The 23,368-nt window shown below is 71.8% G+C and carries 22 protein-coding genes; 13 read left to right on the forward strand and 9 right to left on the reverse strand.

Annotation, left to right across the window (positions count from 1 at the left end; all coding sequences use genetic code 11):
• Window positions 1-18: 18 nt before the first annotated feature.
• The 8 genes from rpmH (at window position 19) to AOM03_RS10510 (ending at window position 5,414) form a co-directional block, all read left to right on the forward strand.
• Window positions 19-156 (forward strand): 50S ribosomal protein L34, encoded by a 138-nt coding sequence (gene rpmH / locus AOM03_RS12515; protein ID WP_082092341.1) that lies wholly within the window; start codon window positions 19-21, stop codon window positions 154-156.
• Between the two features lie 3 nt (window positions 157-159).
• Window positions 160-504, forward strand: coding sequence for a ribonuclease P protein component (gene rnpA, locus AOM03_RS10480; RefSeq protein WP_062381123.1), 345 nt, complete (start codon window positions 160-162; stop codon window positions 502-504).
• Window positions 501-809 (forward strand): membrane protein insertion efficiency factor YidD, encoded by a 309-nt coding sequence (yidD, locus tag AOM03_RS10485; protein ID WP_174441939.1) that lies wholly within the window; start codon window positions 501-503, stop codon window positions 807-809. The genes rnpA and yidD overlap by 4 nt, the downstream gene beginning before the upstream one ends.
• Window positions 810-824: 15 nt before the next feature.
• Window positions 825-1,859: a membrane protein insertase YidC gene (gene yidC / locus AOM03_RS10490; protein WP_082092342.1), complete on the forward strand. Its 1,035-nt coding sequence runs from the start codon at window positions 825-827 to the stop codon at window positions 1,857-1,859.
• Window positions 1,849-2,328, forward strand: coding sequence for a Jag family protein (locus AOM03_RS10495; RefSeq protein ID WP_062381125.1), 480 nt, complete (start codon window positions 1,849-1,851; stop codon window positions 2,326-2,328). The genes yidC and AOM03_RS10495 overlap by 11 nt, the downstream gene beginning before the upstream one ends.
• 19 nt (window positions 2,329-2,347) lie before the next feature.
• Entirely contained in the window at window positions 2,348-3,001 is a 654-nt protein-coding gene (rsmG, locus tag AOM03_RS10500) for a 16S rRNA (guanine(527)-N(7))-methyltransferase RsmG (protein ID WP_062381127.1), read from the forward strand.
• A 377-nt stretch (window positions 3,002-3,378) separates the two neighbouring features.
• Window positions 3,379-4,359: a ParA family protein gene (locus tag AOM03_RS10505; RefSeq protein ID WP_304524058.1), complete on the forward strand. Its 981-nt coding sequence runs from the start codon at window positions 3,379-3,381 to the stop codon at window positions 4,357-4,359.
• Entirely contained in the window at window positions 4,356-5,414 is a 1,059-nt protein-coding gene (locus AOM03_RS10510) for a ParB/RepB/Spo0J family partition protein (protein WP_062381128.1), read from the forward strand. The genes AOM03_RS10505 and AOM03_RS10510 overlap by 4 nt, the downstream gene beginning before the upstream one ends.
• A 971-nt stretch (window positions 5,415-6,385) precedes the next feature.
• On the opposite strand, the gene AOM03_RS10515 is transcribed toward AOM03_RS10510, so the two are convergent.
• The 8 genes from AOM03_RS10515 to AOM03_RS10550 all read right to left on the reverse strand — a co-directional run bounded on the left by AOM03_RS10515 (window position 6,386) and on the right by AOM03_RS10550 (window position 17,183).
• On the reverse strand, window positions 6,386-6,841 hold the full coding sequence (locus AOM03_RS10515) for a hypothetical protein (RefSeq protein WP_156157714.1): 456 nt from the start codon (window positions 6,839-6,841) through the stop codon (window positions 6,386-6,388).
• A gap of 574 nt (window positions 6,842-7,415) precedes the next feature.
• Window positions 7,416-8,363: a D-alanine--D-alanine ligase family protein gene (locus AOM03_RS10520; RefSeq protein WP_062381132.1), complete on the reverse strand. Its 948-nt coding sequence runs from the start codon at window positions 8,361-8,363 to the stop codon at window positions 7,416-7,418.
• A 48-nt stretch (window positions 8,364-8,411) separates the two neighbouring features.
• The gene (locus tag AOM03_RS10525) at window positions 8,412-9,722 is read right to left on the reverse strand and encodes an aminotransferase-like domain-containing protein (protein WP_062381133.1); all 1,311 of its coding nucleotides are present in this window, start codon (window positions 9,720-9,722) and stop codon (window positions 8,412-8,414) included.
• Window positions 9,723-9,821: 99 nt separating this feature from the next.
• Entirely contained in the window at window positions 9,822-11,138 is a 1,317-nt protein-coding gene (gene trxB / locus AOM03_RS10530; RefSeq protein ID WP_062381135.1) for a thioredoxin-disulfide reductase, read from the reverse strand.
• 86 nt (window positions 11,139-11,224) lie between these two features.
• Window positions 11,225-12,775 (reverse strand): protein kinase family protein, encoded by a 1,551-nt coding sequence (locus tag AOM03_RS10535; protein ID WP_062381136.1) that lies wholly within the window; start codon window positions 12,773-12,775, stop codon window positions 11,225-11,227.
• A 31-nt stretch (window positions 12,776-12,806) separates the two neighbouring features.
• Window positions 12,807-14,513 (reverse strand): murein biosynthesis integral membrane protein MurJ, encoded by a 1,707-nt coding sequence (gene murJ / locus AOM03_RS10540; RefSeq protein WP_062381138.1) that lies wholly within the window; start codon window positions 14,511-14,513, stop codon window positions 12,807-12,809.
• A 1-nt stretch (window position 14,514) separates the two neighbouring features.
• Entirely contained in the window at window positions 14,515-16,629 is a 2,115-nt protein-coding gene (locus AOM03_RS10545) for a DUF6049 family protein (RefSeq protein ID WP_062381139.1), read from the reverse strand.
• Window positions 16,630-16,640: 11 nt separating this feature from the next.
• On the reverse strand, window positions 16,641-17,183 hold the full coding sequence (locus tag AOM03_RS10550; protein ID WP_062381141.1) for an NUDIX hydrolase: 543 nt from the start codon (window positions 17,181-17,183) through the stop codon (window positions 16,641-16,643).
• 95 nt (window positions 17,184-17,278) lie between these two features.
• Here AOM03_RS10550 and AOM03_RS10555 point away from each other — a divergent pair, with 95 nt between their 5' ends.
• Window positions 17,279-18,736: a CCA tRNA nucleotidyltransferase gene (locus AOM03_RS10555; protein ID WP_062381143.1), complete on the forward strand. Its 1,458-nt coding sequence runs from the start codon at window positions 17,279-17,281 to the stop codon at window positions 18,734-18,736.
• A 360-nt stretch (window positions 18,737-19,096) separates the two neighbouring features.
• Window positions 19,097-19,999, forward strand: coding sequence for an endonuclease domain-containing protein (locus AOM03_RS10560; protein WP_062381144.1), 903 nt, complete (start codon window positions 19,097-19,099; stop codon window positions 19,997-19,999).
• A gap of 145 nt (window positions 20,000-20,144) precedes the next feature.
• On the opposite strand, the gene AOM03_RS10565 is transcribed toward AOM03_RS10560, so the two are convergent.
• Window positions 20,145-21,482 carry an MFS transporter gene (locus tag AOM03_RS10565; RefSeq protein WP_062381146.1) on the reverse strand — a complete coding sequence of 446 codons (1,338 nt, stop codon included), beginning with the start codon at window positions 21,480-21,482 and terminating at the stop codon, window positions 20,145-20,147.
• 187 nt (window positions 21,483-21,669) lie between these two features.
• Between AOM03_RS10565 and AOM03_RS10570 the strand changes: the two genes are divergently transcribed.
• The 3 genes from AOM03_RS10570 to AOM03_RS10580 form a co-directional block, all read left to right on the forward strand.
• Window positions 21,670-22,128, forward strand: coding sequence for a DUF805 domain-containing protein (locus AOM03_RS10570; RefSeq protein WP_062381147.1), 459 nt, complete (start codon window positions 21,670-21,672; stop codon window positions 22,126-22,128).
• A gap of 33 nt (window positions 22,129-22,161) precedes the next feature.
• Complete coding sequence (locus AOM03_RS10575) at window positions 22,162-22,551, forward strand: DUF805 domain-containing protein (RefSeq protein WP_062381149.1); 390 nt, start codon at window positions 22,162-22,164, stop codon at window positions 22,549-22,551.
• A gap of 144 nt (window positions 22,552-22,695) precedes the next feature.
• Window positions 22,696-23,368 (forward strand): SDR family oxidoreductase (locus tag AOM03_RS10580; RefSeq protein WP_062381151.1); only part of this gene is annotated, 673 nt, incomplete at its 3' end.

Consider the following 23,368-nt stretch of genomic DNA (forward strand, 5'->3'; position numbering starts at 1 on the left):
TGACGTCGTGGAGTTACCGTGAGCAAGCGGACTTTCCAGCCGAACAACCGCAAGCGTGCCAAGACGCACGGCTTCCGTCTTCGCATGCGTACGCGTGCGGGTCGATCGATCCTCGCGGACCGTCGCCGCAAGGGCCGCGGCAAGCTCTCGGCCTGAGGCTTGCTGCCGGCCGATGCGCGTCTGAGGTCGTCGGCGGACTTCCGGTCCGCCATGCGGCAGGGCGCCCGTAGCGGTCGGCGCACCGTGGTGGTGTACGTGGCGACAACCGGCGATGCTTCGCGCATGGCCGGTTTTGCCGTATCCAAGGCCGTGGGAGGTGCCGTGATCAGGAACCGCGTGAAGCGGCGCCTGCGCGCCATCGTCGCGGCCGCCCTCGGCGACCTCCCGGACGGGACCACCGTGGTGGTGCGCGCATTGCCGGCCGCCGCATCGGCCTCCTTCTCTCAACTCGAGGGGGACGTGCGCGGCGCGCTCGCCCAGGCCGCGGCCAAGGCCGCGCGATGACGTCGCTCCGGCGCCTGCCCGGCGCGTTGCTCATCGGGCTGGTGCGCCTGTACCAGCGGTACGTGTCCCCTCTCACGGGCCCGAGCTGCAAGTACCACCCGAGCTGCTCGCGCTATGCCGTCGAGGCGATCCAGGTGCACGGCGCGGCGACCGGCGCGGCGCTTGCCGCGTGGCGGCTGCTGCGGTGCAACCCATGGAGCCACGGCGGGGTCGATGACGTCCCCGAGCCCGGCACCCGACTCTTCCGACTCGCGCGCAACAACGCGGCGATGATCGCGGACCAGACCTCCACCCGCTCCATCTAAGGACAAGCGTTCCCAATGATCGACACGATTCTCTACCCGCTCGAGTGGGTCGTCGCCAACGTCATGGTGATCTGGCACTCTATGCTGGAATTCATCGGGATGGATCCGGCCGGCGGACTGACCTGGGCGCTGTCCATCGTCGGCCTCGTGATCACGATCCGTGCGGCCCTGATCCCGCTGTTCGTCAAGCAGATCAAGGCGCAGCGGGCCATGCAGCTGATCTCCCCCGACCTGAAGAAGATTCAGGACAAGTACAAGAACAAGAAGGACCAGGCGTCCCGCGAGGCCATGAGCCGCGAGACGATGGAGCTCTACTCCAAGCACAAGACGAACCCGTTCTCGTCGTGCCTTCCCCTCCTGGTCCAGGCACCCATCTTCTTCGCCCTGTTCCGCGTGCTCAACTACCGACTCGAGGGCAACGCCAACGGCGGCGGCGACACCAGCGGCATCGGCCTGCTCACCGATGAGCTCGCGACGCAGGCGCAGAACGCGAACCTGTTCGGCGCCTCGCTGTCCGACACCTTCTTCCGCAGCGAGGGCGCCGCGGCGAAGATCCTCTCCGCCGTGCTGATCATCGGCATGGTGTCGACGACGTTCCTCACGCAGCGCCAGCTCACGCGCAAGAACATGCCGGCCGCCGCGCTGGAGGGCCCCATGGCCCAGCAGCAGAAGATCCTCATGTACGTGCTGCCGTTCATCTTCGTGATCACGGGCCCGAACTTCCCCGTCGGCGTGCTGATCTACTGGACCACGACCAACGTGTGGACGATGGGACAGCAGTTCTACGTGATCCGCAACAACCCGACTCCTGGCTCCGAGGCAGAGAAGGCCTACCTGGCCCGCAAGGCGGCCAAGGCCGCTCGCAAGGGCATCCGCTCGGGCGACGGTGAGGGCCAGGTCATCGACGTCGAGCCGGTCGAGGAGCCCAAGCGCTCCGGCCAGCGCCAGCAGCCCAAGCGCAAGAACCGTGGAGGCAGCCGCGACCGCGGTCTGCCGGCAGCGGGGCAGGAAAGCCCCGCCTCTGAGGACAAGGACGACAATGAGCGATAGCGCCAAGAAGCTCGAGGCCGAGGGGGACGTCGCCGCCGACTTCCTCGAGGAGCTGCTCGACATTCTCGATATGGACGGGGACATCGACATCTCCGTCGAGGCGGGCCGTGCCAAGGTGGCGGTCGTCGCCGACGGCCCCAGCCAGGACCTCAAGCGTCTCGTGGGACCGGATGGTGAGGTGCTCGAGGCACTGCAGGACCTGACCCGTCTGGCCGTGCAGTCCGACACCGGCGAGGTCAGCCGCCTCATGCTCGACATCGCGGACTTCCGCGCGGGCCGTCGCGAGCGTCTCGCCGAGCAGGCCCGCGAGGCGATCGCCGCCGTGCGCGAGTCCGGCGCCCGCTTCGCGATGGCACCCATGAATGCGTTCGAGCGCAAGGTGGTTCACGACGTGGTGCTCGAGGCCGGCCTGGCCTCCGAGTCCGAGGGCGAGGACCCGCAGCGCTACGTCGTGGTGCTCCCCTCCTGACGTTTCACGTGAAACCGCGATGACCGACGAGACACTCCCCCTCTCCTCGGACCCGCTGCACGGGTCCGAGGAGATTCGCGCCTACTTCGGCGACGTCTACCCTCGCGTGCTTGCGTTCGCGGAGCTGCTCGCCGACCAAGGTGTGACCCGGGGCCTGATCGGCCCGCGGGAAGTGTCGCGCCTGTGGGAGCGACACATCCTCAACTCGGCCGCGCTCGCGCCCTTCCTGCCGTCGGGCGTGGTGGCGGACGTCGGCTCCGGAGCCGGGCTTCCGGGCATGGTGCTCGCGGCCATGGACCCGGCGCGCGACTACATCCTCATCGAGCCCATGGAGCGGCGCACGCAGTGGCTCTTCGAGGCGGCGCGTGACTGTGGCATCGAGAACGTGCGCATCGTTCGCGGCCGCGCCGAGGAGGTCGCCGAGTCCGTCGAGGCCGACGTGGTCACGGCCCGCGCGGTGGCATCCATCGACAAACTGGTGAAGTGGTGCTCGCCCCTGCTGAGCGCCCAGGGCCGGATGGTGCTGCTCAAGGGACGCAGCGCTCCCGATGAGCTCGAGCGCGCGAAGTACACGCTGCGCAAGCACCGGTTCACAGGCGAAGTCCACGAGGCTCCGACCCTGCCGGGCGTCGAACCGACGACCGTCGTAGTGCTGTCTCGCAGCGGTTCCTGAACCGGAGGACTGCGCCTCGACGGATGCAGTGCCGGTCAGGTCCCGCACCGGTGACCGGCATGACCCGCGTGCGCACCGCACGGCCGTGAGTATCCGGTCGCACGGGCGCACCCTCGATTTCCCCACAACTGTCCACAGTGGCCCGTGCGTGGTTCGTCCGATTCCGACACTGTTATCCACAGCCCGTTTTGCGTGCCGATCTTCACAAACAGGCATCCCGCTCCACCGGATCCCGAACGTGGTCCGGTAGAGTCGGACGCGCCGTCGCGGCCCTCGGGGTGTCGCGCGACGTGCTCGAGATGGCGCCGAGTGGAGCGTGGTTTCACGTGAAACCGGGAACCCGTGCTGGTGCGCGGACGAAGGACGAAGGGACACGAGTGGCACTCGAGAACGACCAGGCGACGGACCGCGACGCCGTGGTCGACCCGCTCCGCCCGGGACCCGACGACGCGTTCGCCGGACTGGGGATCGACGAGGGCAGTCCACTGGCTGCCGAGATGATCAGCACGGAACGCAAGCGGCGCTCGCTCGAGAGTCAGGACTTCCCCCGCCCTCGCAAGACCAGGGTCTTCGCCGTCACCAACCAGAAGGGTGGCGTCGGAAAGACCACGTCGACGGTCAACGTGGCCGCCGCGCTGGCGAGCCAAGGCGCCCATGTCCTCGTGATCGACTCGGATCCTCAGGGCAATGCCTCGACCGCGCTGGGTGCGGAGCACCGTTCCGGAACCCCGTCGATCTACGACGTGCTGCTCGAGGACATGCCGATCGAGGATGCGGCACAGGTCTGCCCCGACATCCCCACGTTGTGGTGCGTCCCCGCGACCATCGACCTCGCGGGTGCGGACGTCGAGCTGGTGTCCCTGAACCGTCGCGAGTACCGGTTGCGCGACGCCGTCACACGGTTGTTGGAGACCCGCGGCGACGATCTGGACTACATCCTGATCGACTGCCCTCCCAGTCTTGGACTCCTGACGCTGAATGCCCTCGTCGTAGCGTCGGAGGTCCTGATCCCGATCCAGTGCGAGTACTACGCGCTCGAGGGACTCACGCAGCTGATCCACACCATCGACATGGTGACCAAGCACCTCAATCCGGAACTGCACATCTCGACCATCGTGCTCACCATGTACGACCAGCGGACCAACCTGGCGCGTGAGGTCGCGAACGAGGTGCGCACGCACTTCCCGTCGCAGACATTGGAGCAGACGGTGCCCAGGTCGGTGCGTGTATCGGAGGCGCCGGGCTTCGGCAAGACCGTCATCACCCACGATCCTCGATCGAGCGGGGCGGTCGCCTACCTGGCTGTGGCACGAGACATCGCGGTGCGCGGCGCCGCAGAAGCGGAGAAGCAGAAGTGAGCAAGCCGAAGCGCGGCCTGGGACGCGGCCTGGGCGCGTTGATCCCCACCGAGGCGATTCCTACGCAGTCGGCGAAGGACGAGGAGGACCGCCCTCACCACATGTTCTTCTCGGACACCGCGACGGCCGCCATTCCCACCGCTCCCGCGGAGGCAGTTGCCGACGTGGTCTCCGCTGAGATCCCCCTCTCGGTCGCCGGCGACCCCGACGACACGGGCCTCGTGGCGGTGCCCGGAGCAACGTTCGCACACATCGATCCTCACGCGGTGGTGCCCAACCCGCGCCAGCCCCGCACCGTCTTCGACGAGGAGGCGATGCAGGAGCTCGTGGGTTCGATCCTGGAGATCGGCATCCTGCAGCCGATCGTGGTGCGCCCGAACCCCGCCGGCGGGGGCTACGAGCTCATCATGGGCGAGCGGCGTCTGCGCGCGTCGAAGGATGCGGGGCTCACCGAGATTCCCGCGATCATCAGGTCCACCGAGGACGACGACCTTCTTCGCGACGCGCTCGTCGAGAACCTGCACCGCAGCCAACTGAACCCCCTCGAGGAGGCGGCCGCGTACCAGCAGCTTCTCGAGGACTTCGGGATCACGCACGAGCAGCTTGCCGCGCGAATCTCGCGCTCGCGCCCGCAGATCTCGAACACCCTCCGGCTCCTGCGCCTGCCGGCTCCCGTGCAGCGGCGTGTTGCCGCTGGCGTGCTCTCCGCCGGCCACGCTCGCGCGTTGCTGGGCCTGGAGACTCCGGAGGAGATGGAGCACCTTGCCAACCGCATCGTGGCGGAGGGACTGTCCGTCCGCGCCACCGAGGAGATTGTCGCCGTCGGCGTGCAGGCACCTCGCAAGCGCCGCCCGGTCGCACGGCCGGGTGGACGCACCGAGGCGCTCGACGAGCTCGGATCGCGCCTGGGCGACCACTTCGACACCCGGGTGAAGGTCAAACTGGGGCGGTCGAAGGGGTCCATCACGATCGAGTTCGGTTCGGTCGACGACCTCAACCGGCTCGTGGGAATTCTGGATCCCGCGGATCCCGGCGTGCTGCCCGCACAGCAGTAGGCTCAACTGCCGCGCTTGAGGACCACCTGCGCGGGCTGTTTCACGTGAAACAGTGCCGCGTCGGTGATGAGCGTGGGTTTGGTCAACCGGGCGAACCGGGCGCGCGGGTGCGTGGTTGCCCGCGGCCGGCACCGGAACTTGGTTCTTGAGGTGACAGGTGGCGGTCGAAGGCGGATGTCCCCGCCGCAGATGTTTCACGTGAAACCTGTACCGGGCCCCGCGGGGCCGACTTGCGTGGCGGACCGTCCCACCGGCCCACGCGGAACGCGCAGGCCGGCGGTACACGCGCCCAGTTGCCCGTGGCCATCCCCTGGAGTGGGGGCGCTACGGGCATTCGTCCTTGCACGTCGAGCGGGATGGGGTGGGATGGTGGCCACGTGTTTCACGTGAAACGTTGACCATCCATGCGGGGCGTCGCGGCTGAACCCTGGAGTGGTGCCCGGGCGATCCGCGGGCCAGGTCGAGCGAGCGCCTCACCGAGCCGCCAAGCGCGCGCTCGTGGTGTGCGGCACACAGAAGCTCCATGTCCTCGTGATCGCAGGATGGGCGCGGGGTGCGCTTCCGCGCTGGCCGGCGTGGCCTTGACGGAGCCTCGACGGAGCCTTCAGACCCACCTAGGGCTCGGTGGCTGTGGCGACCTCGTCGAATCCGTTCACATCTGCCAATCAAGCGGGCCTTGCCCATGCGAGGGGCGGCTTCTGGTGACCCCTGCGGTCGATGCCGGATGACCGATGACCGATGGCGGCCGCGGGCCACGAGAACGACGCACCACACGCAGCACACGCGACGGACGCGCCACACGCGACCCACGCCGATGTTTCACGTGAAACCCGGACGCCGGTGTGCATGCGGGCGCAATCCGAACTGCCGCGTCAAGCCTGACGATCCCTGCCGGCGCAGCGCCACCACATGTTTCACGTGGAACAACGACCCTAGCGCGGGGCCCTCCCTGTCAAGCGCGGGCTTTCGACTCAGACGCAGGCCTCGTCGACGACGCCTCGAAGGCACAGTGCCGTCCGCTCCACGGACATGAGCACGAAGCCGCCATTGCTCGGCGTGCCGAAGACGTGCAGTCGCATGCCACCCACGGAGTCGTCGCCGAGCCCCAGCACGTCGTAGGTGATCTCTCCGAGGTCGCCGACGGTGGCCGGCACCGTCAAGGAAACAACGGAGAGAGGATCTGAGCTCGCGAATTGCTGTGCGACGAGGATTCCCAACTCGGGCATCGTCGACACCGTCGGTCGGGAGCCGATCGCGTCGACGACCGCGGAGGTGGCATCGTCGACACCGCCCAGGTACATCAGATGTGAGCCCTCGGCCCAACCCGTGGTGCCGCCGGCCGCCACCTCGTGCCACAGCGACCCGTCCACCAGTCGAGTGCGTCCCACCGCGATCACGTCGTCGGCGAGGGGGCCGAGCTCAGCCACGGCGACTCCGTCACCACCGGGCGACGAACGCAACCGCAGCGCCTCGTCGTGAGGGATTCCCACCACCCCAAGAACGTCGCCCTCGGCCGGCCCCTCCGCGACAACCTCACCAGGGAGATCCGCGGAGTCCGGAACAGACGACACGGTCGGGGAGGGTGAAGCCTCCGGTGACGCCGACGTCGATGGGACGGGCGAGGGAGCGTCCGAATCTGCGGACGGCACGGACGGGTCCTCCGCGGGACCGGGAGTGATGATCGGAGCGGTGACGGCAGGCTCCGCAGCCTCGACGGAGGGGCTCGCCGCCGGTGCCCCGGAGGCGCTGGGCACGCCGGACGAGTCGCTGTCGGCACCACAGCCGGCCGTCAGGAGCAGTCCCGTGACGGCCCCGCACCATGCACCGCGCCTTCGCATGGGAACCGACCCCCGCACCGCAGCGCCCCGCGCAGTCCCTCCGCGCGGCAACCCCGCACACTCCGATTCTACGCCCGGCGGTCCGACGACCCTCGGTCAGGCATCCCTGCGCCGCGGCAGCGCGCTCCAGGGGCGCTACGGAGCCATGGCGCGCCCGAGAGAACTACCTCGCGGAATGCCGCGCGAAGGCCTCGTCGACGAGCTCCCCGTACACCGCAGCGAGGTCGAGACCCGCGGCCTCGGCGGCCTGCGGGAACAGGGAAGTCTCGGTCATACCAGGGACGATGTTGATATCGATGACCTGAGGCACGCCCTCGCCGTCGAGGATGATGTCCACCCTGCTGAGGTCCCGCAGGCCCATCACGCGGTGCACCTGGAGAGCGGTCCGCTCGGCCGCCTCCCTCGCAGCGTCGCTCAGTCGGGCCGGCGCGAAGTACTCCACCCGGCCGGGGTTGTACCGCGCATCGAAGTCGTAGTCACCGTTGTCGGTCACCATCTCGACCGCCGGCAGCACCCTGGCAGCGTCCCCCGTGCCCAGTACGCTCATCGCCACCTCCGTGCCGATGACCGCCTTCTCGATGAGCGCGGTGTCGCCGTACGCGAAGCAGTGCACCATCGCGCTGGCGAGGTCCTCGCGCGACTGGACCACGGACACGCCCAGCGCCGAGCCGCCCCTGACGGGCTTCACCACGACGGGCAGCGAGAAGCGATCGACGATGAGGTCGAGGATGTGCTCGGCGCCCACCTCACGGAACAGCGACTGCGGCAGCGTGACATAGTCGGGTGTCGCGATGCCCTCGCGCAGCAGCACCGCCTTGGCCACGGCCTTGTTCCAGGCGACGCGCGCCTCCTTCGACCCGGTGCCCACGAACGGCACGCCCACGAGCTCGAGCAGCGCCTGAAGGGAGCCGTCCTCCCCGGATGCGCCGTGCAGCAGCGGCCAGACGACGTCCACGTCGCCGAATCGCAGCGTGGGCACCAACTCCGAGTCCACGTCGAGCAGGGAGACCTTGTCAAAGCGACCGCGCAGGAACTCGTGGACGCGCCGCCCCGAGCGGATGGAGACGTCCCGCTCGTGCGACAGCCCGCCGGCCAGGATCAGTGCGTGCATGAAAGCCCCCTCGGCGTTCTCGGTCGTCTCAGAACAGGCGAAGCCATGTCAGTACAGGTCCGGGGATGGGAAGTCGACGGTGGTGCCGGCCCGCCCGCCGGAGGTGCCGAAGATCCGCACCGTCTCGAGCTCCGCGTCCACCACGGTCGCGAGGCGCCGCACGCCCTCCCGGATGCGCTCGGGCGTGGGGAAGCAGTACGACAGCCGCAGGTGGTCGGTGCCCGAGCCGTCGATGTAGAAGGCGGAACCGGACACGTACGCGACGCGGGCCGTGATGGCGCGAGGCAGCATCGACTTGGCGTCGAGGCCGTCGGGCAGCCTCACCCAGACGTAGAAGCCGCCGTCGGGCACGTTCCACGTCGCGTCGGGGATGTGCTCGGACAGCGCGGAGATCATCGAGTCCCGCCGCTCCCTGTACTGCACCTGGAAGTTCTTGATCTGACCCTGCCAGTCGAACTGGTCCAGGTAGGCGCCGATGGCCATCTGCGACGCGTTGGACGGGCTGAGGATCGCCGCCTCGGACGCCAGCACCAACTTCTCGCGCACGGCGTGCGGCGCGACCGCCCATCCCACGCGGTATCCCGGCGCAAACGTCTTGGAGAAAGACCCCAGGTAGATGACGCCTTCCTCGCTCATAGAGCGCATCGCCGGCAGCGGATCCTTGTCGAAGCCCAAGAGTCCGTACGGGTTGTCCTCGAGCACCAGCACGCCGTACCGCGCGCAGATCTCGAGCACCCGCGGGCGCCGCTCGAGCGACAGCGTGACGCCGCCCGGATTGTGGAAGTTGGGCACCGTGTAGAGGAACTTCACCCGCCGACCCTCCGCCTTGAGGTGCGCGAGCGTGCGCTCGAGCGCCTCCGGCACGAGCCCGTGCGCGTCCATGGGAACGTGCACCACGTCGGCCTCGTGCGCGCGGAACACGCCCAGCGCGCCCACATAGGACGGCGCCTCGGCCACGATCACGTCGCCCGGATCGATGAAGATGTTGGTGACCAGGTCGAGGGCCTGCTGCGAACCGGTGGTGACCACCACATCGTCCGGATGCGCGCGGATCCCCTCGAGCGCCATGACGTCGAGGATCTGCTCGCGCAGCATCGGGTCGCCCTGGCCGGAGCCGTACTGGAGCGCCACCTCGCCCTGCTCGACGATGATCCGGCGCGTCATCTCGCCCAGCTGCTCGAGCGGCAGCCCGCCGATGAACGGCATGCCCCCGGCGAGCGATACCACCTCGGGCCGGCTGGCCACCGCGAACAGCGCCCGGATCTCCGAGGCCCGCATCTGGTGCGCGCGCTGCGCATACGAGCCGTACCAGGGATCGAGCCGCGTGCCCTCGCGGGGGGTGGGGGTGGCGTCCGTCATGGGGGCAAGTCTCGCACGACGACGCAGCCCCCCGCGGTCAGGCGGGGGGGCTGCGGTCGGGTCAGGCGCCAGGGCGCCTGCACGGGGACGATGGGCGGGTCAGGCGAGCGCCTCGTCGAAAAGTTCGGTGAGGGCCGGCTTGGGACGGGCGCCCACCACCGACTTGACGACCTCGCCGTCCTTGAAGAACGCCATGGTCGGGATCGAGGTCACGCCGTAGGCGCGCGCGAGCTCGGGGTTGTCGTCGGTGTCCACCTTGACCACCTTGAGCCTGCCCGCGTACTGCTCCGCGAGCTCGTCGAGCAGCGGCGCGACCGCGCGGCACGGGCCGCACCAGGCCGCCCAGAAGTCGACGACCACGGGGACGTCGGCCTCGAGCACCTCGGCCTTGAACGTGTCGTTCGTCGCGGCGACGGGGGCCGTGTGCACGACCGGTGCCGACGCCTCGGCCGGGGCCTCCTCGGAGGCGCCCTCCGCATCGGCCTCCGCCAGCCCGTCCAGGAAGTGCTGGGCGTCCAGCGCGGCGGCGCAGCCCGAGCCCGCGGCGGTGATCGCCTGGCGGTAGCGCGAGTCGACCAGGTCGCCGCACGCGAACACGCCGTCGACGTTGGTGGCCGTGGTGCGGCCGATGACCTGCACGTAGCCGGCCTCGTCCGTGTCGACCACGCCCTTGACCAGCTCCGAGCGCGGGTCGTGGCCGATCGCCACGAACAGGCCGGTCGCCTCGAGCGTCGACTCCTCGCCGGAGACGGTGTTCTTCACGCGCACGCCCGCGAGCTTGTCGGCGCCGTCGAGGCCCACCACCTGCGAGTTCCACACGAACTCGATCTTGGGGTCGGCCTTCGCACGGTCGGCCATGATCTTCGACGCGCGCAGCTCGTCGCGGCGGTGCACCAGGTAGACCTTCGAGGCGAAGCGGGTGAGGAAGGTCGCCTCCTCGACGGCGGAGTCGCCGCCGCCCACGACGACGACCGTCTGGTCGCGGAAGAAGAAGCCGTCGCACGTCGCGCACCAGGACACGCCCTTGCCGGACAGGCGGCGCTCGTCCTCGAGGCCTAGCTCGCGGTACGCGGAGCCGGTGGCGAGGATGACGGCCGGGGCAGTGAACTCCTTGCCCATGCCGGTGACCACGCGCTTGGTGGCGCCCTCGAGCTCAAGCTCGGTCGCATCGTCGAACATGACCTCCGCGCCGAAGCGCTCGGCCTGCGCCTGGAGCACCTCCATGAGCTCGGGGCCCTGGATGCCCTCGACGAAGCCGGGGAAGTTCTCCACCTCGGTCGTGTTCATGAGCGCGCCGCCGGCGGTGACGGAGCCCGCCACGACGAGCGGCTGCAGGCCGGCGCGGGCGGCGTAGATGGCGGCGGTGTAGCCGGCGGGGCCGGAGCCGACGATGATCAGGTTGCGGGTCTCGCTCACGTTGCTTCCTTCGGGTGCGGTGCGTACTTCGGGTGTCCGGACGGGGAAACGGCCGGTGGGGGCCAACTTGTTCCTGTTCGGACCGGTCAGCTCGAGGGTTGGGTGGCCGGGCTGGGAGTGGGGTCGATGGGTGCCGGGGAGGACGTCGTGGGCTCGGGGTCCTGCTCGATCACGATCGAGTCGTCCAGGGGCGCTCTGAATCCGGCCATCGCGATCCACACCGCGCCGATGAGCGCGAGGATCGCGACCACGACCGTGAGGCGGGTGCCGTTGAGCGGCCCGCCGTTCTGGGCCCGGTCGCGCGCGCGGTCGAGGCTGCGCGTGATGGACACGGAGCGGGGCCAGCGGCGGTGCAGCCGCTCGAGCACCAGCTCCCACGTCGACGGTCCGCGCGCCTCGGTCTGCTCGGTGACCATGACCTCGAGCGTGTCGAAGCCGGCCTCGTACTTGTCCGCGGGGCCGGTGGGCTCGGGCGGCGCCTCGCGCTGGGCGGGCGTCTCATAGAGCTCCTCCTCCGCCTCGCGCAGCTGCTCGCGCAGGTCCGGGCTCGCGACCGCCTCCGCGGCGACCTCGTCGGCCTCGTGGCGGGCGTGCTCGAGCGTCTCTGGCGTGACCAGGGACGAGGCCGCGGTGGTCGCCCCCGCCGCCGCGGCGCCCGCGGCCGCGCCCGCACCGAGCCGGGATTGACGCTGCGCCTCCTCGTGGGCGGCCTGCTCCCAGGCCTCACGGGCGGCACGCTCGCGCGCCTCGATCTCGGCCTGCTCGCGCGCCTCGCGCTCGGCGCGCTCCTGCTCGGCGCGGCGCGCGTGCTCGAGCTCCCGAGCCCGGGCGACGCTGGGCTCGAGTGTGTCCAAGGCCTCGCTCAGGCCCGCGAGGGCACGCGGATCGAACGGGCTCAGCGCCCGGACGACCGCATCGAGCCGCTCGGGCGAGTGGCCGGCCAGCACGTCCTCGCACAGGGCGCGCGCCTGGGTCGGCAGGTCCTCGGGAAGGTCGTCCGGGGTCGCGTCGGCGGCCGGGCCGCCGGTCAGGCAGCGCACCAGCAGGGCGGCGAGGGCCTTCGCGTCGACGGCCTCGGCCAGGGACGATGCGCGGGCGCGGGCGGCGATCGCCGCCGCCTCGTCGTCGGGCCGCGTGGGCGCATCGGCCGCGGCTGGAGGAGCGTCCGCGTCCTCCTGGGCGGGGCCGTCGACGCCGATGCCCGACAGGACCACGCGTCCGCGCGGGGTGATGGTCACGGCGGCGGGCCGCAGCATGCCGTGGTGGAGGCCGGAGGTGCGGGCGGCGACGAGCGCGCGGCCCACGCCGCCGACCGCGGCGAGCGCGCGGCGGGAGTCCAGGCGACGGTCGGCGAGCACGTCGGTGAGGCGCACGCCCTCGACGTGTTCGGTCGCGACGTACGCGGCGTCCTCGTGGCGGCCGACCCCCACGACGCGTGCGAGCCGAGGATCGTGCAGCCGGGAGGCGCGCGTGGCCTCCGCCCGGACCGCCTCGCTCCTGGCCCCGCTCACCACGTCCACGAGCGTGTCCCGGCCGAGCCGTGCATCGTGCGCCCTGAAGCGGGCGATTCCGGGGACGTCGTGAGGCAGCGACTCGATGAGGGCGAAGCGTCCGCCTACCGTCGTGCCAGCGTGCACGCGTCCTCCCTCGATGTCTCGAATGTGAGGTTCATCGTACGCGGCGCCTCAGACGGCTCACCACAGGGGCCACGAGCTCGTTGGCCTCGGGCACGCGCAGGAGCCGCAGCAGCGCCCAGTACACGAGGCCCATCACCGGGACCAGGACGGCCAGCGAGACGCCAGCGACCATGAGGCTGTGCAGCACGTCGTCGCCGCCGGCCTCGGGGACCAGGCGCAGGAGCGCCCAGCCGACGGCGCCCGAGACGAGCGCGGCGAGCAGCGCGCGCGCCGCGAGGGCGGGGTAGCGGCGTCCGTCGAGGCCGCCGATGCGCCGGCGCACGCCCACGCCGCGCAGGACCACGCAGACCACGTTCGCGAGCGACAGCGCCAGCGCGGTGCCCGCGGTCCACCAGTACGGGTCGAGCACGCGCTGGAGGCCGAGCATCCCGAGCACCCACACGAGGGTGACGGGGATCTGGATGTAGAAGACCGCCTTCGCGTCCTCGAGGGCGAAGAACACGTTCTTGAACACGCCCAGCAAGGCCAGCGGCGCGCCGCCCACGGCGAGCGCCATGAGCACGTACGCGATGGACTGGACCACGTCGGCGGGCACGGTGGGCAGCGCGAGGCGGACGATCATGGGCGCGAGCGCGACGAGCACCGCCGTGGACCACAGCCCGAAGACGGTGACGATGCGCATCCCGCGCGCCACGGTCGCGCGCAGCGCGGCCATGTCCTGGGCGGCCGCGTGGCGCGACATGGTGGTGGCGAGCGCGGTGAGCAGCGACACGATGATGAGCGAGTGCGGCAGCAGGTACAGCATCATCGCGTTGAAGTAGGCGGCGTTGCCGGCGATCGAGGCGTCGCCCAGGTCGTGGCCCACGGCGCCGGCCTCGGAGGCGACGCGGGTGACCGCGATGACGCCCACCTGGTCCAGGAGCACGGCGCCGAGCGCCCAGCCCGCGACGGTGGTGACGCCGGACAGCTCCCCCTTGGGGCCGCGCCAGACCGGGCGCCAGCGGTAGCCGCCGCGCATGAGCGGCCACACGAGGATGAGCGCCTGCGCCGCGATTCCCAGCGTGGCCGTGCCCGCGATGAGCCACGTGGACCCCGGGGTCCACCAGTCCGGCTGGTCGATCTCGGGCCGGTAGCCGCCGTACAGCGCGAGGAAGGCTGCGAGCCCGGCCACGGACACGACGTTGTTGAGCACGGGCGCCCACATGTAGGGCCCGAACTGCTCGCGCGCGTTGAGCACCTGGCCCAGGATCGTGTAGACGCTGTAGAAGAACAGCTGGGGGATGCACCAGAACGCGAACGCCGTGGCGAGGTCGCGCTGCTCCGCGCCCCAGCCCTGCGTGTAGATCCCGACGAAGACGGGTGCCGCGAGCGTGAACACCAGCGTGATGGCGAGCGAGCCGAACACCCCGAGGGTGACGATGCGGTCGACCGTCCGCTTGCCGTCGGCGCGCCGGAAGGCGCGGACGATCTGCGGGACCAGCACCGCGTTGAGCACGCCGGCCGCGACGATCGCGTACAGCGTGTTGGGGATCTTGTTGGCGACGTCGTAGGAGTTCGCGGCGATGCCGGTGGCGCCGATCGCGGCCGCGAGCATCGCGTTGCGGATGAAGCCCAGGCCGCGCGAGACGAGCGTCCCGGACGCCATCACCATGGTGTTGCGGCGCAGCGACTTGCGCGGCGGCATCGGCTCCCCACCCTCCCCGGAGACGTCGTCGGAGGGGCGCGGGGCGTCGGTCATGTCAGCCATTGTCGCCGGGACCCGGCGCGGCAGTGCCCTGCCGAGGTCCCGTGCGCGTGTCCTTGCGGCCGCGGCGGATGGTTCGGTAGACGCCGGCCACGAGCAGCAGGACCAGTCCCACCGTGAAGACGGCGGTCACCGCGTTGCCCCAGTCGGCACGCACGCGGACCGTGAGGGTGACCCGGTCGCTCACCGGCTCACCCGCATCGTTGCGCAGCACGATCGCCGCGGTGACGTCCGCGGTCGACACCGCCTCCACCGGCACCAGCACGGACTGCGTCGCGCCGGCCGCCACCGTCACCACCGGCGACTCGCGCACCTGGAGGTTGGGGCTGAAGGACAGCATCTCCACCCGGACGGTCGCCTCCACGGGCAGGTCGTTGCGCACGGCCACCGGCACGGACCCGGAGGCGGCGATGAGGTTGATGTCCGATCCGGCCGGCAGGTACAGCGCGCCCAGCGTCGCGTCGAGCTCCGTCAGCGAGGACCCGAGGCGCGCGGCTCGGAGGTCGGGGTCGGCGCGCAGGGGGCGCGCGAGCGGCGCGAGGAGCGCGTCCGCGCCCGGATCCATGATCGCGTCCGGCTCCGAGGCGGTGGTGGCGAGCCGCTCCAGCCCAGTCAGTCGACTCGCTAGTTCCGCGACGCTCTCGGCGGCCAGGTCGCCCGACGTGCGGGCCTCGCCGGGGACGGTGGCCTCGGACGATGCGCCGGCCACCAGGTCCGCCACCGTCACCGGGGTCACGAAGGGGGCCGCGAGCACCGCCTCGAGGGTCTGGGCGTCACCGCCGACGGACGAGAGCCAGGTGCTGCCCGTGGAGACCACGGCGGTGCCGGACTCGGCCAGCAGCGCGGCCTCCGCCACGGCCCGCGCGGGCGCCGAGAGCGATCCGGGCCGGGCCTGCGCCACCGCGGCCGACAGCTCGAGGTCCGGGGCGATGACCGCGAGCGTGCCGGCGCCGGTGGACGCCAGCGTCACCGCCGCGTCCGGGGCCGCGTCGCCCGCGGCGGCCTCGCCGTCGAGCAGCATGGCCGCGGCGCCGTGCGCGGCCGCGAAGTCCACGGTGGCCTGGTCGAGGGTGGGCGACACCGCGAGCCACGGGAGCGCCCGCACCACGCCGGTCGCGGTGGACTCGGAGCGGTCGAGGGCGAAGGCGAGCAGGGACTCGTCCTGGGCGTGCGCGAGCGACGCGAGGTCCGGGTCCTGGGCCGGGAGGCGGTACACGTCGCGGTCGCCCAGGGGGATGCTCGCCGCGCCGGCCGTGCCCAGCTGCGACGCATCGAGCAGGAGCGTGACACCGGCCGCGTCGGACGCCTCCGCCACGGTGCGCACGCGGGTGCTCGAGCCGGTCGCGCTGACGACGGCGGCGAGCTCCATCTGGGGGATGCCCGCGCCGGTCCACGTGACGACCCCGGTCTCCACCGGGATGGTGCCGTCGGCGGTCTCGAGCGCGATGGTCAGTCCTCGCACGCCCCACGACTCGCCGAGTCCCAGGTCCGACCCCCGGACGTTGGCCGAGACCACGGTCGAGGCGCCCGCGGCGAGCCGATGCACGGTCCGGGTCTCGGGCTCCTCCTCGGGGGCCGCGCTCGCGTCCGGGGTGGGCACCTCCTCGGGCGCGGGGCTCGCGGAGGTTCCGGGCGCATCGTCCACCGGCACCTCGATGGACTCGCCCACGTCCGCGCTCGCGACCGACAGCATGCGGCCGCCCGGGGCCGCGAGGAAGGCGTCGATCTGCGCGGACGTGGTGAGCGGCGCGGCCGTGAGCGACACGAGGACGCGCGCGTCCTCGAGCGGGAGGTCCTCGCCGTTGTCGACGCGCACGCGCGCGGACAGCAGGTCGCGGGGTCCGACCGTGGCCGCCGGGTAGGCGAGCAGCTGGGCGGCGACGACCGCCTCGTCCTCGGCCGCATCGTCCGCCGGGTCCTGGGCCTGGTCCTCTCCCGGGTCCGCGGTGGTGGCGGGCGACGGGGTGGCCGGCGATGGTGCGGCGGGAGAGGCCGTGGCCGCGGGCTCGGCGGGATCGTCGGCCGCCGTCGCGGGGGCGACCGCGGGCCCGAGTGCCACGAGGGGCGCCGCGACCACGGCGGCCGCCAGCAGCGCTCCGATCGCTCGCACGGGTGCCCGCGTCAGGACTCGATGGCGAGCAGGCGCGCCGCCGCCACCGCCATCTTCCGCTCGTTGGGGAACGCGAGCTCGGACGCGAGCGTCGCGACCTGGATCCAGCGGGCGACCTCGGCCTCGTGGTCGGGATCGTTCTCGGTGGTGATGTAGCCGCCCTTGGCCTCGAGGAGGTAGTGGTGCACCACCTTGTGCACGCGGCGGTCGTCGCCCGTGAACCAGTAGTCGATGACGCCCAGCGGCTGGATGATCTCCGCGTCGATGCCGGTCTCCTCGGCCACCTCGCGCACCGCCGCGATCTCCGGCGTCTCGCCCTCCTCGATGTGGCCCTTGGGCAGGCACCACTCGAGCCGGCCGGCGCGGTTGCGACGCCCGATGCACGCGGCGTACGCGATGCCGTCCTCGATCCGGATGGCGATGCCTCCGGCCGAGGTCTCGTTACTCACCGGCAGCGACGCCGTCCGTCCCGAGCCCTCGCGCCTGCGCCGGGGCTGCACCACCGTGGGGGGGTGCGGCACCGGGCCGGGGACGGGTGCGGACGGCTTGGGCATGGGCCAACTTTAGCGACCGCGCGAGGGACCCCGGTCCTGGCTCGCCCGACCCGGCCACCGCATCGTCCCCCAGGGCATCTGGGACACTGGAGCGCGTGACTCCCACCCTCGAACTGCCCGACATCGCCGTCCTGCGCGCCCGCGCGCAGGGACTCTGGGGCGCGCTGCCGCCCGAGGTGGGCGAGCTCGCGGAGGCGTTCGCGGCGGCCGGTCACGAGCTGGCGCTGGTCGGCGGGCCGGTGCGCGACGCGTTCCTGGGGCGCTCCAGCGCGGACCTCGACTTCGCGACCTCGGCGCGGCCTGACGACATCGAGCGCCTGCTCAAGGCGTGGACGCGCGCCACGTGGGACATGGGGCGGGAGTTCGGGACCATCGGCGGCCGCCGCGGGGACCTGGTGGTCGAGATCACCACCTACCGCGCGGACGAGTACGACGGCGCGACCCGCAAGCCCGTGGTGGCCTTCGGCGACTCGCTCGAGGGCGACCTCGCGCGGCGCGACTTCACCGTCAATGCGATGGCGGTGCGGCTGCCCCAGGCGGAGTTCGTCGACCCGTTCGGCGGGCTCGAGGATCTCGCGGGCGGGCTGCTGCGGACCCCGGTGGACCCGGCCGTGTCCTTCGGGGACGATCCCCTGCGGATGATGCGCGCCGCGCGCTTCGCGTCGCAGCTGGGCTTCGACATCGAGCCGGCGACCTTTGCGGCCATGGCCGCGATGGCGGAGCGGATCTCGATCGTCTCCGCCGAGCGCGTCCGCGACGAGCTGGTCAAGCTGCTGCTGGGCGGCTGGGTGCGCGCGGGTCTCGCGGCGCTCGTGGACTCCGGCATCGCGGAGCACGTGCTGCCCGAGCTGCCCGCGCTCAAGCTCGAGGTCGACGAGCACCATCACCACAAGGACGTCTACGACCACACGCTCACGGTGGTCGAGCAGGCCATCGACCTGGAGACCGGCCCCGACGGGCCCGTGCCCGGCCCGGACCTGGTGCTGCGCCTGGCGTCGCTGCTGCACGACATCGGCAAGCCGCCCACGCGCCGGCTCGAGCCGGGCGGCGGCGTCTCCTTCCACCACCACGAGGTCGTGGGCGCGAAGATGGCGCGCCGCCGGCTCAAGGAGCTGCGCTTCGACAAGGACACCATCAAGGCGGTCGACCACCTGGTGGCCCTGCACCTGCGCTTCCACGGGTACGCGGACGCGCGCTGGTCGGACTCGGCCGTGCGCCGCTACGTGGTCGACGCGGGCGACGAGCTCGAGCGGCTCCACCGCCTCACCCGCGCGGACGTCACCACCCGCAACCGGCGCAAGGCGGACCGCCTGTCCCACGCGTACGACGACCTCGAGCACCGCATCGCCGAGCTGCGCGAGCAGGAGGAGATCGACGCGATCCGCCCCGACCTCGACGGCACCCAGATCATGGCGATCCTGGGCATCGCGCCCGGCCGCGAGGTGGGCGTCGCCTACAAGCACCTGCTCGAGCTGCGCATGGAGCACGGTCCGCTGGGCCCGGAGCGCGCCGAGGCCGAACTGCGCGCCTGGTGGGAGGCCCGGCAGGGCTGATCGCGCCTGGCTCTGGGAGTCCCCCGCCGCGCGCCTGTCGCTTTTGGTCCGGGACAATGTGGACCGGTGAATCGGCGCCGTCGCTTCCTGCGGGACAGCGAGGACCGCACGAGTATGGGGTTGGCGGTCCGGATTGTCCCGCAGCACGCCAGATCGCGCCTCTGGCGGTCCTCAGTGTCCCGGACCACACGGGGCCCGGACCACAGGGGGCCCGGACCACGACGCAGGCGGGGCACACGGATCTCAGGGGCGCGAGAGCTGCGGGCGAGGGCGATGTCCCCCGACCATGAACCGGAAGGATCTCCCCAGCCGCGGTCCCGATCCGTGCGACAGTGCCGGGAGACGAGCCACCGTCGCGGCATGAGCGTGTCCGACCTTCGTGCCGCACTGCCGCATCGCCTCGATCCGTGGACTCGCACGGAGCTGCTCGCGATCGCCACGCGCACCGCCATCGACGGCGAGATCGCGAGCGGTCGACTCGTGCGCCTGCTGCCCGACCGCTACGTGTCGGGCATCCACGCCGAGTCGTGGGAGACGCGCGCCAGGACCGCCACGAGTTGGGCAGGGCCGACGTCGATGCTCGCGGGCCTGAGCGCGCTCGCGCTGTGGGACGGAGCCGACCGGGTGCCACCGATCACCGTCGCCGCGCCGTGGGAGCAACGCCTGCGCGGGCCCCGATGGGTGCAGGTCCGCAGGTTCGTCCGCCTGCCGGCCATGCGCGAGCGGGGAGCCTTGCGCGCGATGGAGCCGGCGGCTGCCGTCGTGGTTGCTCATTCTCTGCTGCCGCCCGGGTCGCGAGCGGAGGCCGTCTACCGGCCCATACGTCGTCGGCTGGTCACGGCGGAGCAGATTGCGTACGAGGCCGAGCGCATGGCGAAGGTTCGCGGGCGGCGCGAGCTCCTGCGCAGGCTCGAGCATGCTGACCTGGGTGCCGAGAGCTTCCTCGAGGAGGAGGGCGGCGCGCACGTGCTCCAGGGGCCCTTGCTTGGATCCGTGGTGCGGCAGCATCGCGTCGTCGTGGAGGGATACCCGTATCGGCTCGACGCCTTCGACCCCGCATCGCTCACCGCGCTGGAGTTTGACGGCGGCTCCCACGACGATCCGGAGCAGCGCCGGGCGGACTCGATGCGCGACGCACGCCTCGCGTCGGTCGGGATCCAGACGCTGCGCTTCACCTTCGAGGACACCACCGGCCGCCCGGAGTGGTGCCGACGGATCGCCGAGGCCACGGTCGCCCGGCGCCGTGCCGACTTCGCCCGCTAGGCAGTGGCTGGCGCCGTGGAGGCGTCTTTGGCCCGGGACACTGAGGACCGCCAGATCGCGCGTGTCGTATGCTGCGGGACACTCCGGACCGCGCGGCTATGAATGGAGCGGTCCTCAGTGTCCCGAACCGCGCGCGCCAGCCGATTCAGCGGTCCTCAGTGTCCCGAACAGAAGGGGGGTGGGGGCGCTCCGCGTCAACCACAGCCGGCCGCACCGGCATCTGGGCGTAGATGGCCGCGACAGCGAGGTAGGCGATGGCCACGCCCGTCATCACGAACGTCGAGTACCCGGTGGGCGGCAGCACCAGCGCGCCGATCACCGCGGAGGAGATGAACGCGACGTTGTACGCCATGTCGTAGAGGGTGAAGGCGCGGCCGCGCATGTGGTCGGCGGTGTCGCGCTGGACGATGGTGTCGACGGCGATCTTGCCGCCCTGCACCGCGAAGCTCACGATCACGGCCGCGGCGAGCAGCGCCCACACCTCGCCGGACAGCGCCAGCAGCCCCTGGCCCACCGCCCCCACGAGCAGGCACAGGATGATCCACCGGTGGCGGGAGATGCGCTCGCGGAACAGCGGCGTCAGCACGGCCGCGAGGCCGAAGCCCACCGCCGCGAATCCCAGCACCACGGTGAACGCCCCGAGCGACTGCTCCGGGTGATCGGGATCGCCCAGCAGGTGCCGCGAGACCAGGATCGACGCGACGAACATGATCCCGTAGAGCAGGCGTTGCGCGGACATCACGCCCAGCGCGTGGAACGGGGTCACCCGGGCGTGGAGGTACCGCACGCCGCTCGCGAGCTCCGCCGTCAGCGCCCGCAGCTGCGCGACCACGGCGAGCGCCTCGAGCGGGTGGTCGGGACCCAGCTCGCGACGGCCCAGCAGCGTCGCGGCCCACGCGCTGAGCCCGAACGCGACGCCCGCGCAGCACAGCGCCGCGAACGCGAGGCTCGTGTCCGACGCGGTGGGGGCCACGAACGTCACCACGCCGCCGATCGCCGCGCCCACGGAGGCCGCGATGGTGCCCAGCGTGGGCATGATCGCGTTCGCGGTGAGCAGCTCGTCGGCCGGCACCACCTTGGGGATGCCGGCGCTCATCGCGGCGAGCAGGAAGCGGTTGACGGACAGGGTGAGCAGCGCGAGCGCGTACAGCGACCACAGCGGCCCGTCGAGGGCGAGCACCGTGATGATCATCGCGGCGAGCACCACGCGCACCAGGTTCGCGACCAGGATGATCCGCTGGCGCTGCCACCGGTCGATCAGCGGCCCCACGAACGGCCCCACCAGCGTGAACGGCGCGAGCAGCACCGCAAATCCCACGGCGATGTCGCGCGGCGTCGCCGCCTGGGTGGGGTCGAAGAAGAAGGCGGTCGCGATGCCCACCTGCAGCATCCCGTCCCCGCCCTGCGCGAGCACGCGCGCGTAGGTGAGGCGGCGGAAGCCCCGGGCGTGCCAGAGGCGGCTGAGGTCGCGGGCGAGGCTCACGCGGTCAGCCTAGGCGTGCATCGTCCCGGGCCGGGCCCTTCCCGGGGCCCAGGTGACAAGGGACGATGCGCGATCACCCTGGGGATGAGGCCTCCCGTGCGGAGCGGCGCGTCGTAGAGTGTGCCCCAGGGGCAGGCCGTGCCAGGCACGGCGCCGGAGGGGCGCGAAGCGCCGAACAGGAGGGTCGATGGGTCCCGGAGCCGCGATCGGGCGGTGCCTGCGTCAGTGGGGCACGTTCGGCGGCCGCGCGCGCCGCTCCGAGTTCTGGTGGTTCGCCGGCTTCACCTGGGCCGTCGCGATCCCGGTCGCGATCGCCTTCGCCGTGATGTGGGGCCTGGCGTTCGACGGCTCGCTGTCCGGACCCGCCGACGACCCCTCGATCAACCCCGACGTGGTGAACACCGGCTGGCTGTCGGCCGGGCTGCTGCTCCTGCTCGCGCAGTTCCTGGTGCTGGGCGTGCCGCTGCTCGCGGTGCAGGCACGCCGCCTGCACGACGCCGGCATGCCCGCGCTGTGGATGCTGCTCCACCTCGTGGGCCTGAGCATCGTCCCGCTGGTCCTGTGCCTGGTGCCCGGCCAGCGCGGCTCCAATCGGTTCGGGCCGGACCCCACGGGCGCGCCGTCCGTGGCACCTGCGACCCGATAGTTTCCGGCGACCGCCGGGGAGACGAGGGAGATCATGAACGGATTCACCACGGCGCTCGGCAAGTACGCGACGTTCTCCGGCCGGTCCACCCGGCGCGAGTACTGGGGCTACACGCTCACCGTGTGGGCGCTCGCGATCATCGTCGCGATCCTCTACGCGGCCGGCGGCGGACCCGCGGACCTCACGAACGCCGGCGACGTGAGCATCGGCGCGCTGTCGATCGCCGCGCTCGTCCTCGCCGGCCTCATGGGCCTGCTGCTGTTCATCCCCACGCTCGCGCTCGGCTGGCGCCGCTGCCAGGACGTGGGGATCCCGGGGCCGGTCGCGCTGCTGGGGCTGCTGGTCCCGCTCGCGGTGAACATCATCGGCCTCATTCCCGGCGCGCGGGGTCCCAACCAGTACGGCCCCGACCCCAAGGGCTGACCGGGGGGCCGGCGGCCCCGCGGCCCCGCCGCCGGGCTCGATTCGCGCCGTTTGTCAGCGGACGCTCTGCGGTGTGGCGAGGATTACCCCTGACATCGCGCCGCTCACTAGGCAGGGCGGCGCGATGTGCGCCAGGCTAGAAGCATGAGCATTCCCCATCGCGTCGCCATCGTCGGCGGGTACGGCAAGGTCGCCCGCAAGCTCATCCCGCGCCTGATCGACCACGGGCAGGAGGTGGTCGCGCTCGCGCGCAAGAACGATCAGCTGGGCGCGCTGTCCGGCATGGGCGCGATCCCGCGCCACCTCGACCTCGAGGTGGCCGACGCGCACGAGCTCGCCACCCAGCTCGCGGGCTGCCAGGCGGTCGTGTTCGCGGCCGGCGGCGGACCCGACGGCTCGATCGAGCGCAAGCACACGGTCGACTACCTGGGCGCGCTCATGACCATCGAGGCCGCGAAGCTCCGGGGCATCAAGCGCCTCGTTCAGGTGTCGGCTATCGGCGTGGACAAGGACCCGGACCCCGAGCGCGGCGACGTGTGGGCCGCGTACGTCAAGGCCAAGCGCGACTCGGACCACGCGGTGCGCGACTCCGGCCTCGACTGGACCATCCTGCGCCCCGGCCCGCTGAGCGACGGGCCCGGCACCGGCCGCGTCCACCTCGCGGAGAAGGTCCCGCGGTCGACCCTCCCGCGGCCGGACCTCGCGCGGGTCATCGCGGAGGTGCTGCGCCAGCCCAAGTCCGCCGGCCACCAGTGGGAGGTCGTGACGGGCCCGGTGCGCATCGCCGACGCCGTCGCGGAGGCGGCGACGGTCCCGG

Origin of the sequence: Demequina pelophila (assembly GCF_000971175.1) — a bacterium.
GTDB classification, from domain to species: Bacteria; Actinomycetota; Actinomycetes; order Actinomycetales; family Demequinaceae; genus Demequina; species Demequina pelophila.

Coding starts and splice junctions, on each gene's coding strand:
- yidD (WP_174441939.1), top strand. CDS start 501: ATGACGTCGCTCCGGCGCCTGCCCGGCGCGTTGCTCATCGGGCTGGTG.
- yidC (WP_082092342.1), top strand. CDS start 825: ATGATCGACACGATTCTCTACCCGCTCGAGTGGGTCGTCGCCAACGTC.
- AOM03_RS10495 (WP_062381125.1), top strand. CDS start 1,849: ATGAGCGATAGCGCCAAGAAGCTCGAGGCCGAGGGGGACGTCGCCGCC.
- rsmG (WP_062381127.1), top strand. CDS start 2,348: ATGACCGACGAGACACTCCCCCTCTCCTCGGACCCGCTGCACGGGTCC.
- AOM03_RS10520 (WP_062381132.1), bottom strand. CDS start 8,363: ATGCACGCACTGATCCTGGCCGGCGGGCTGTCGCACGAGCGGGACGTC.
- AOM03_RS10525 (WP_062381133.1), bottom strand. CDS start 9,722: ATGACGGACGCCACCCCCACCCCCCGCGAGGGCACGCGGCTCGATCCC.
- murJ (WP_062381138.1), bottom strand. CDS start 14,513: ATGACCGACGCCCCGCGCCCCTCCGACGACGTCTCCGGGGAGGGTGGG.
- AOM03_RS10550 (WP_062381141.1), bottom strand. CDS start 17,183: ATGCCCAAGCCGTCCGCACCCGTCCCCGGCCCGGTGCCGCACCCCCCC.
- AOM03_RS10560 (WP_062381144.1), top strand. CDS start 19,097: ATGAGCGTGTCCGACCTTCGTGCCGCACTGCCGCATCGCCTCGATCCG.
- AOM03_RS10570 (WP_062381147.1), top strand. CDS start 21,670: ATGGGTCCCGGAGCCGCGATCGGGCGGTGCCTGCGTCAGTGGGGCACG.
- AOM03_RS10575 (WP_062381149.1), top strand. CDS start 22,162: ATGAACGGATTCACCACGGCGCTCGGCAAGTACGCGACGTTCTCCGGC.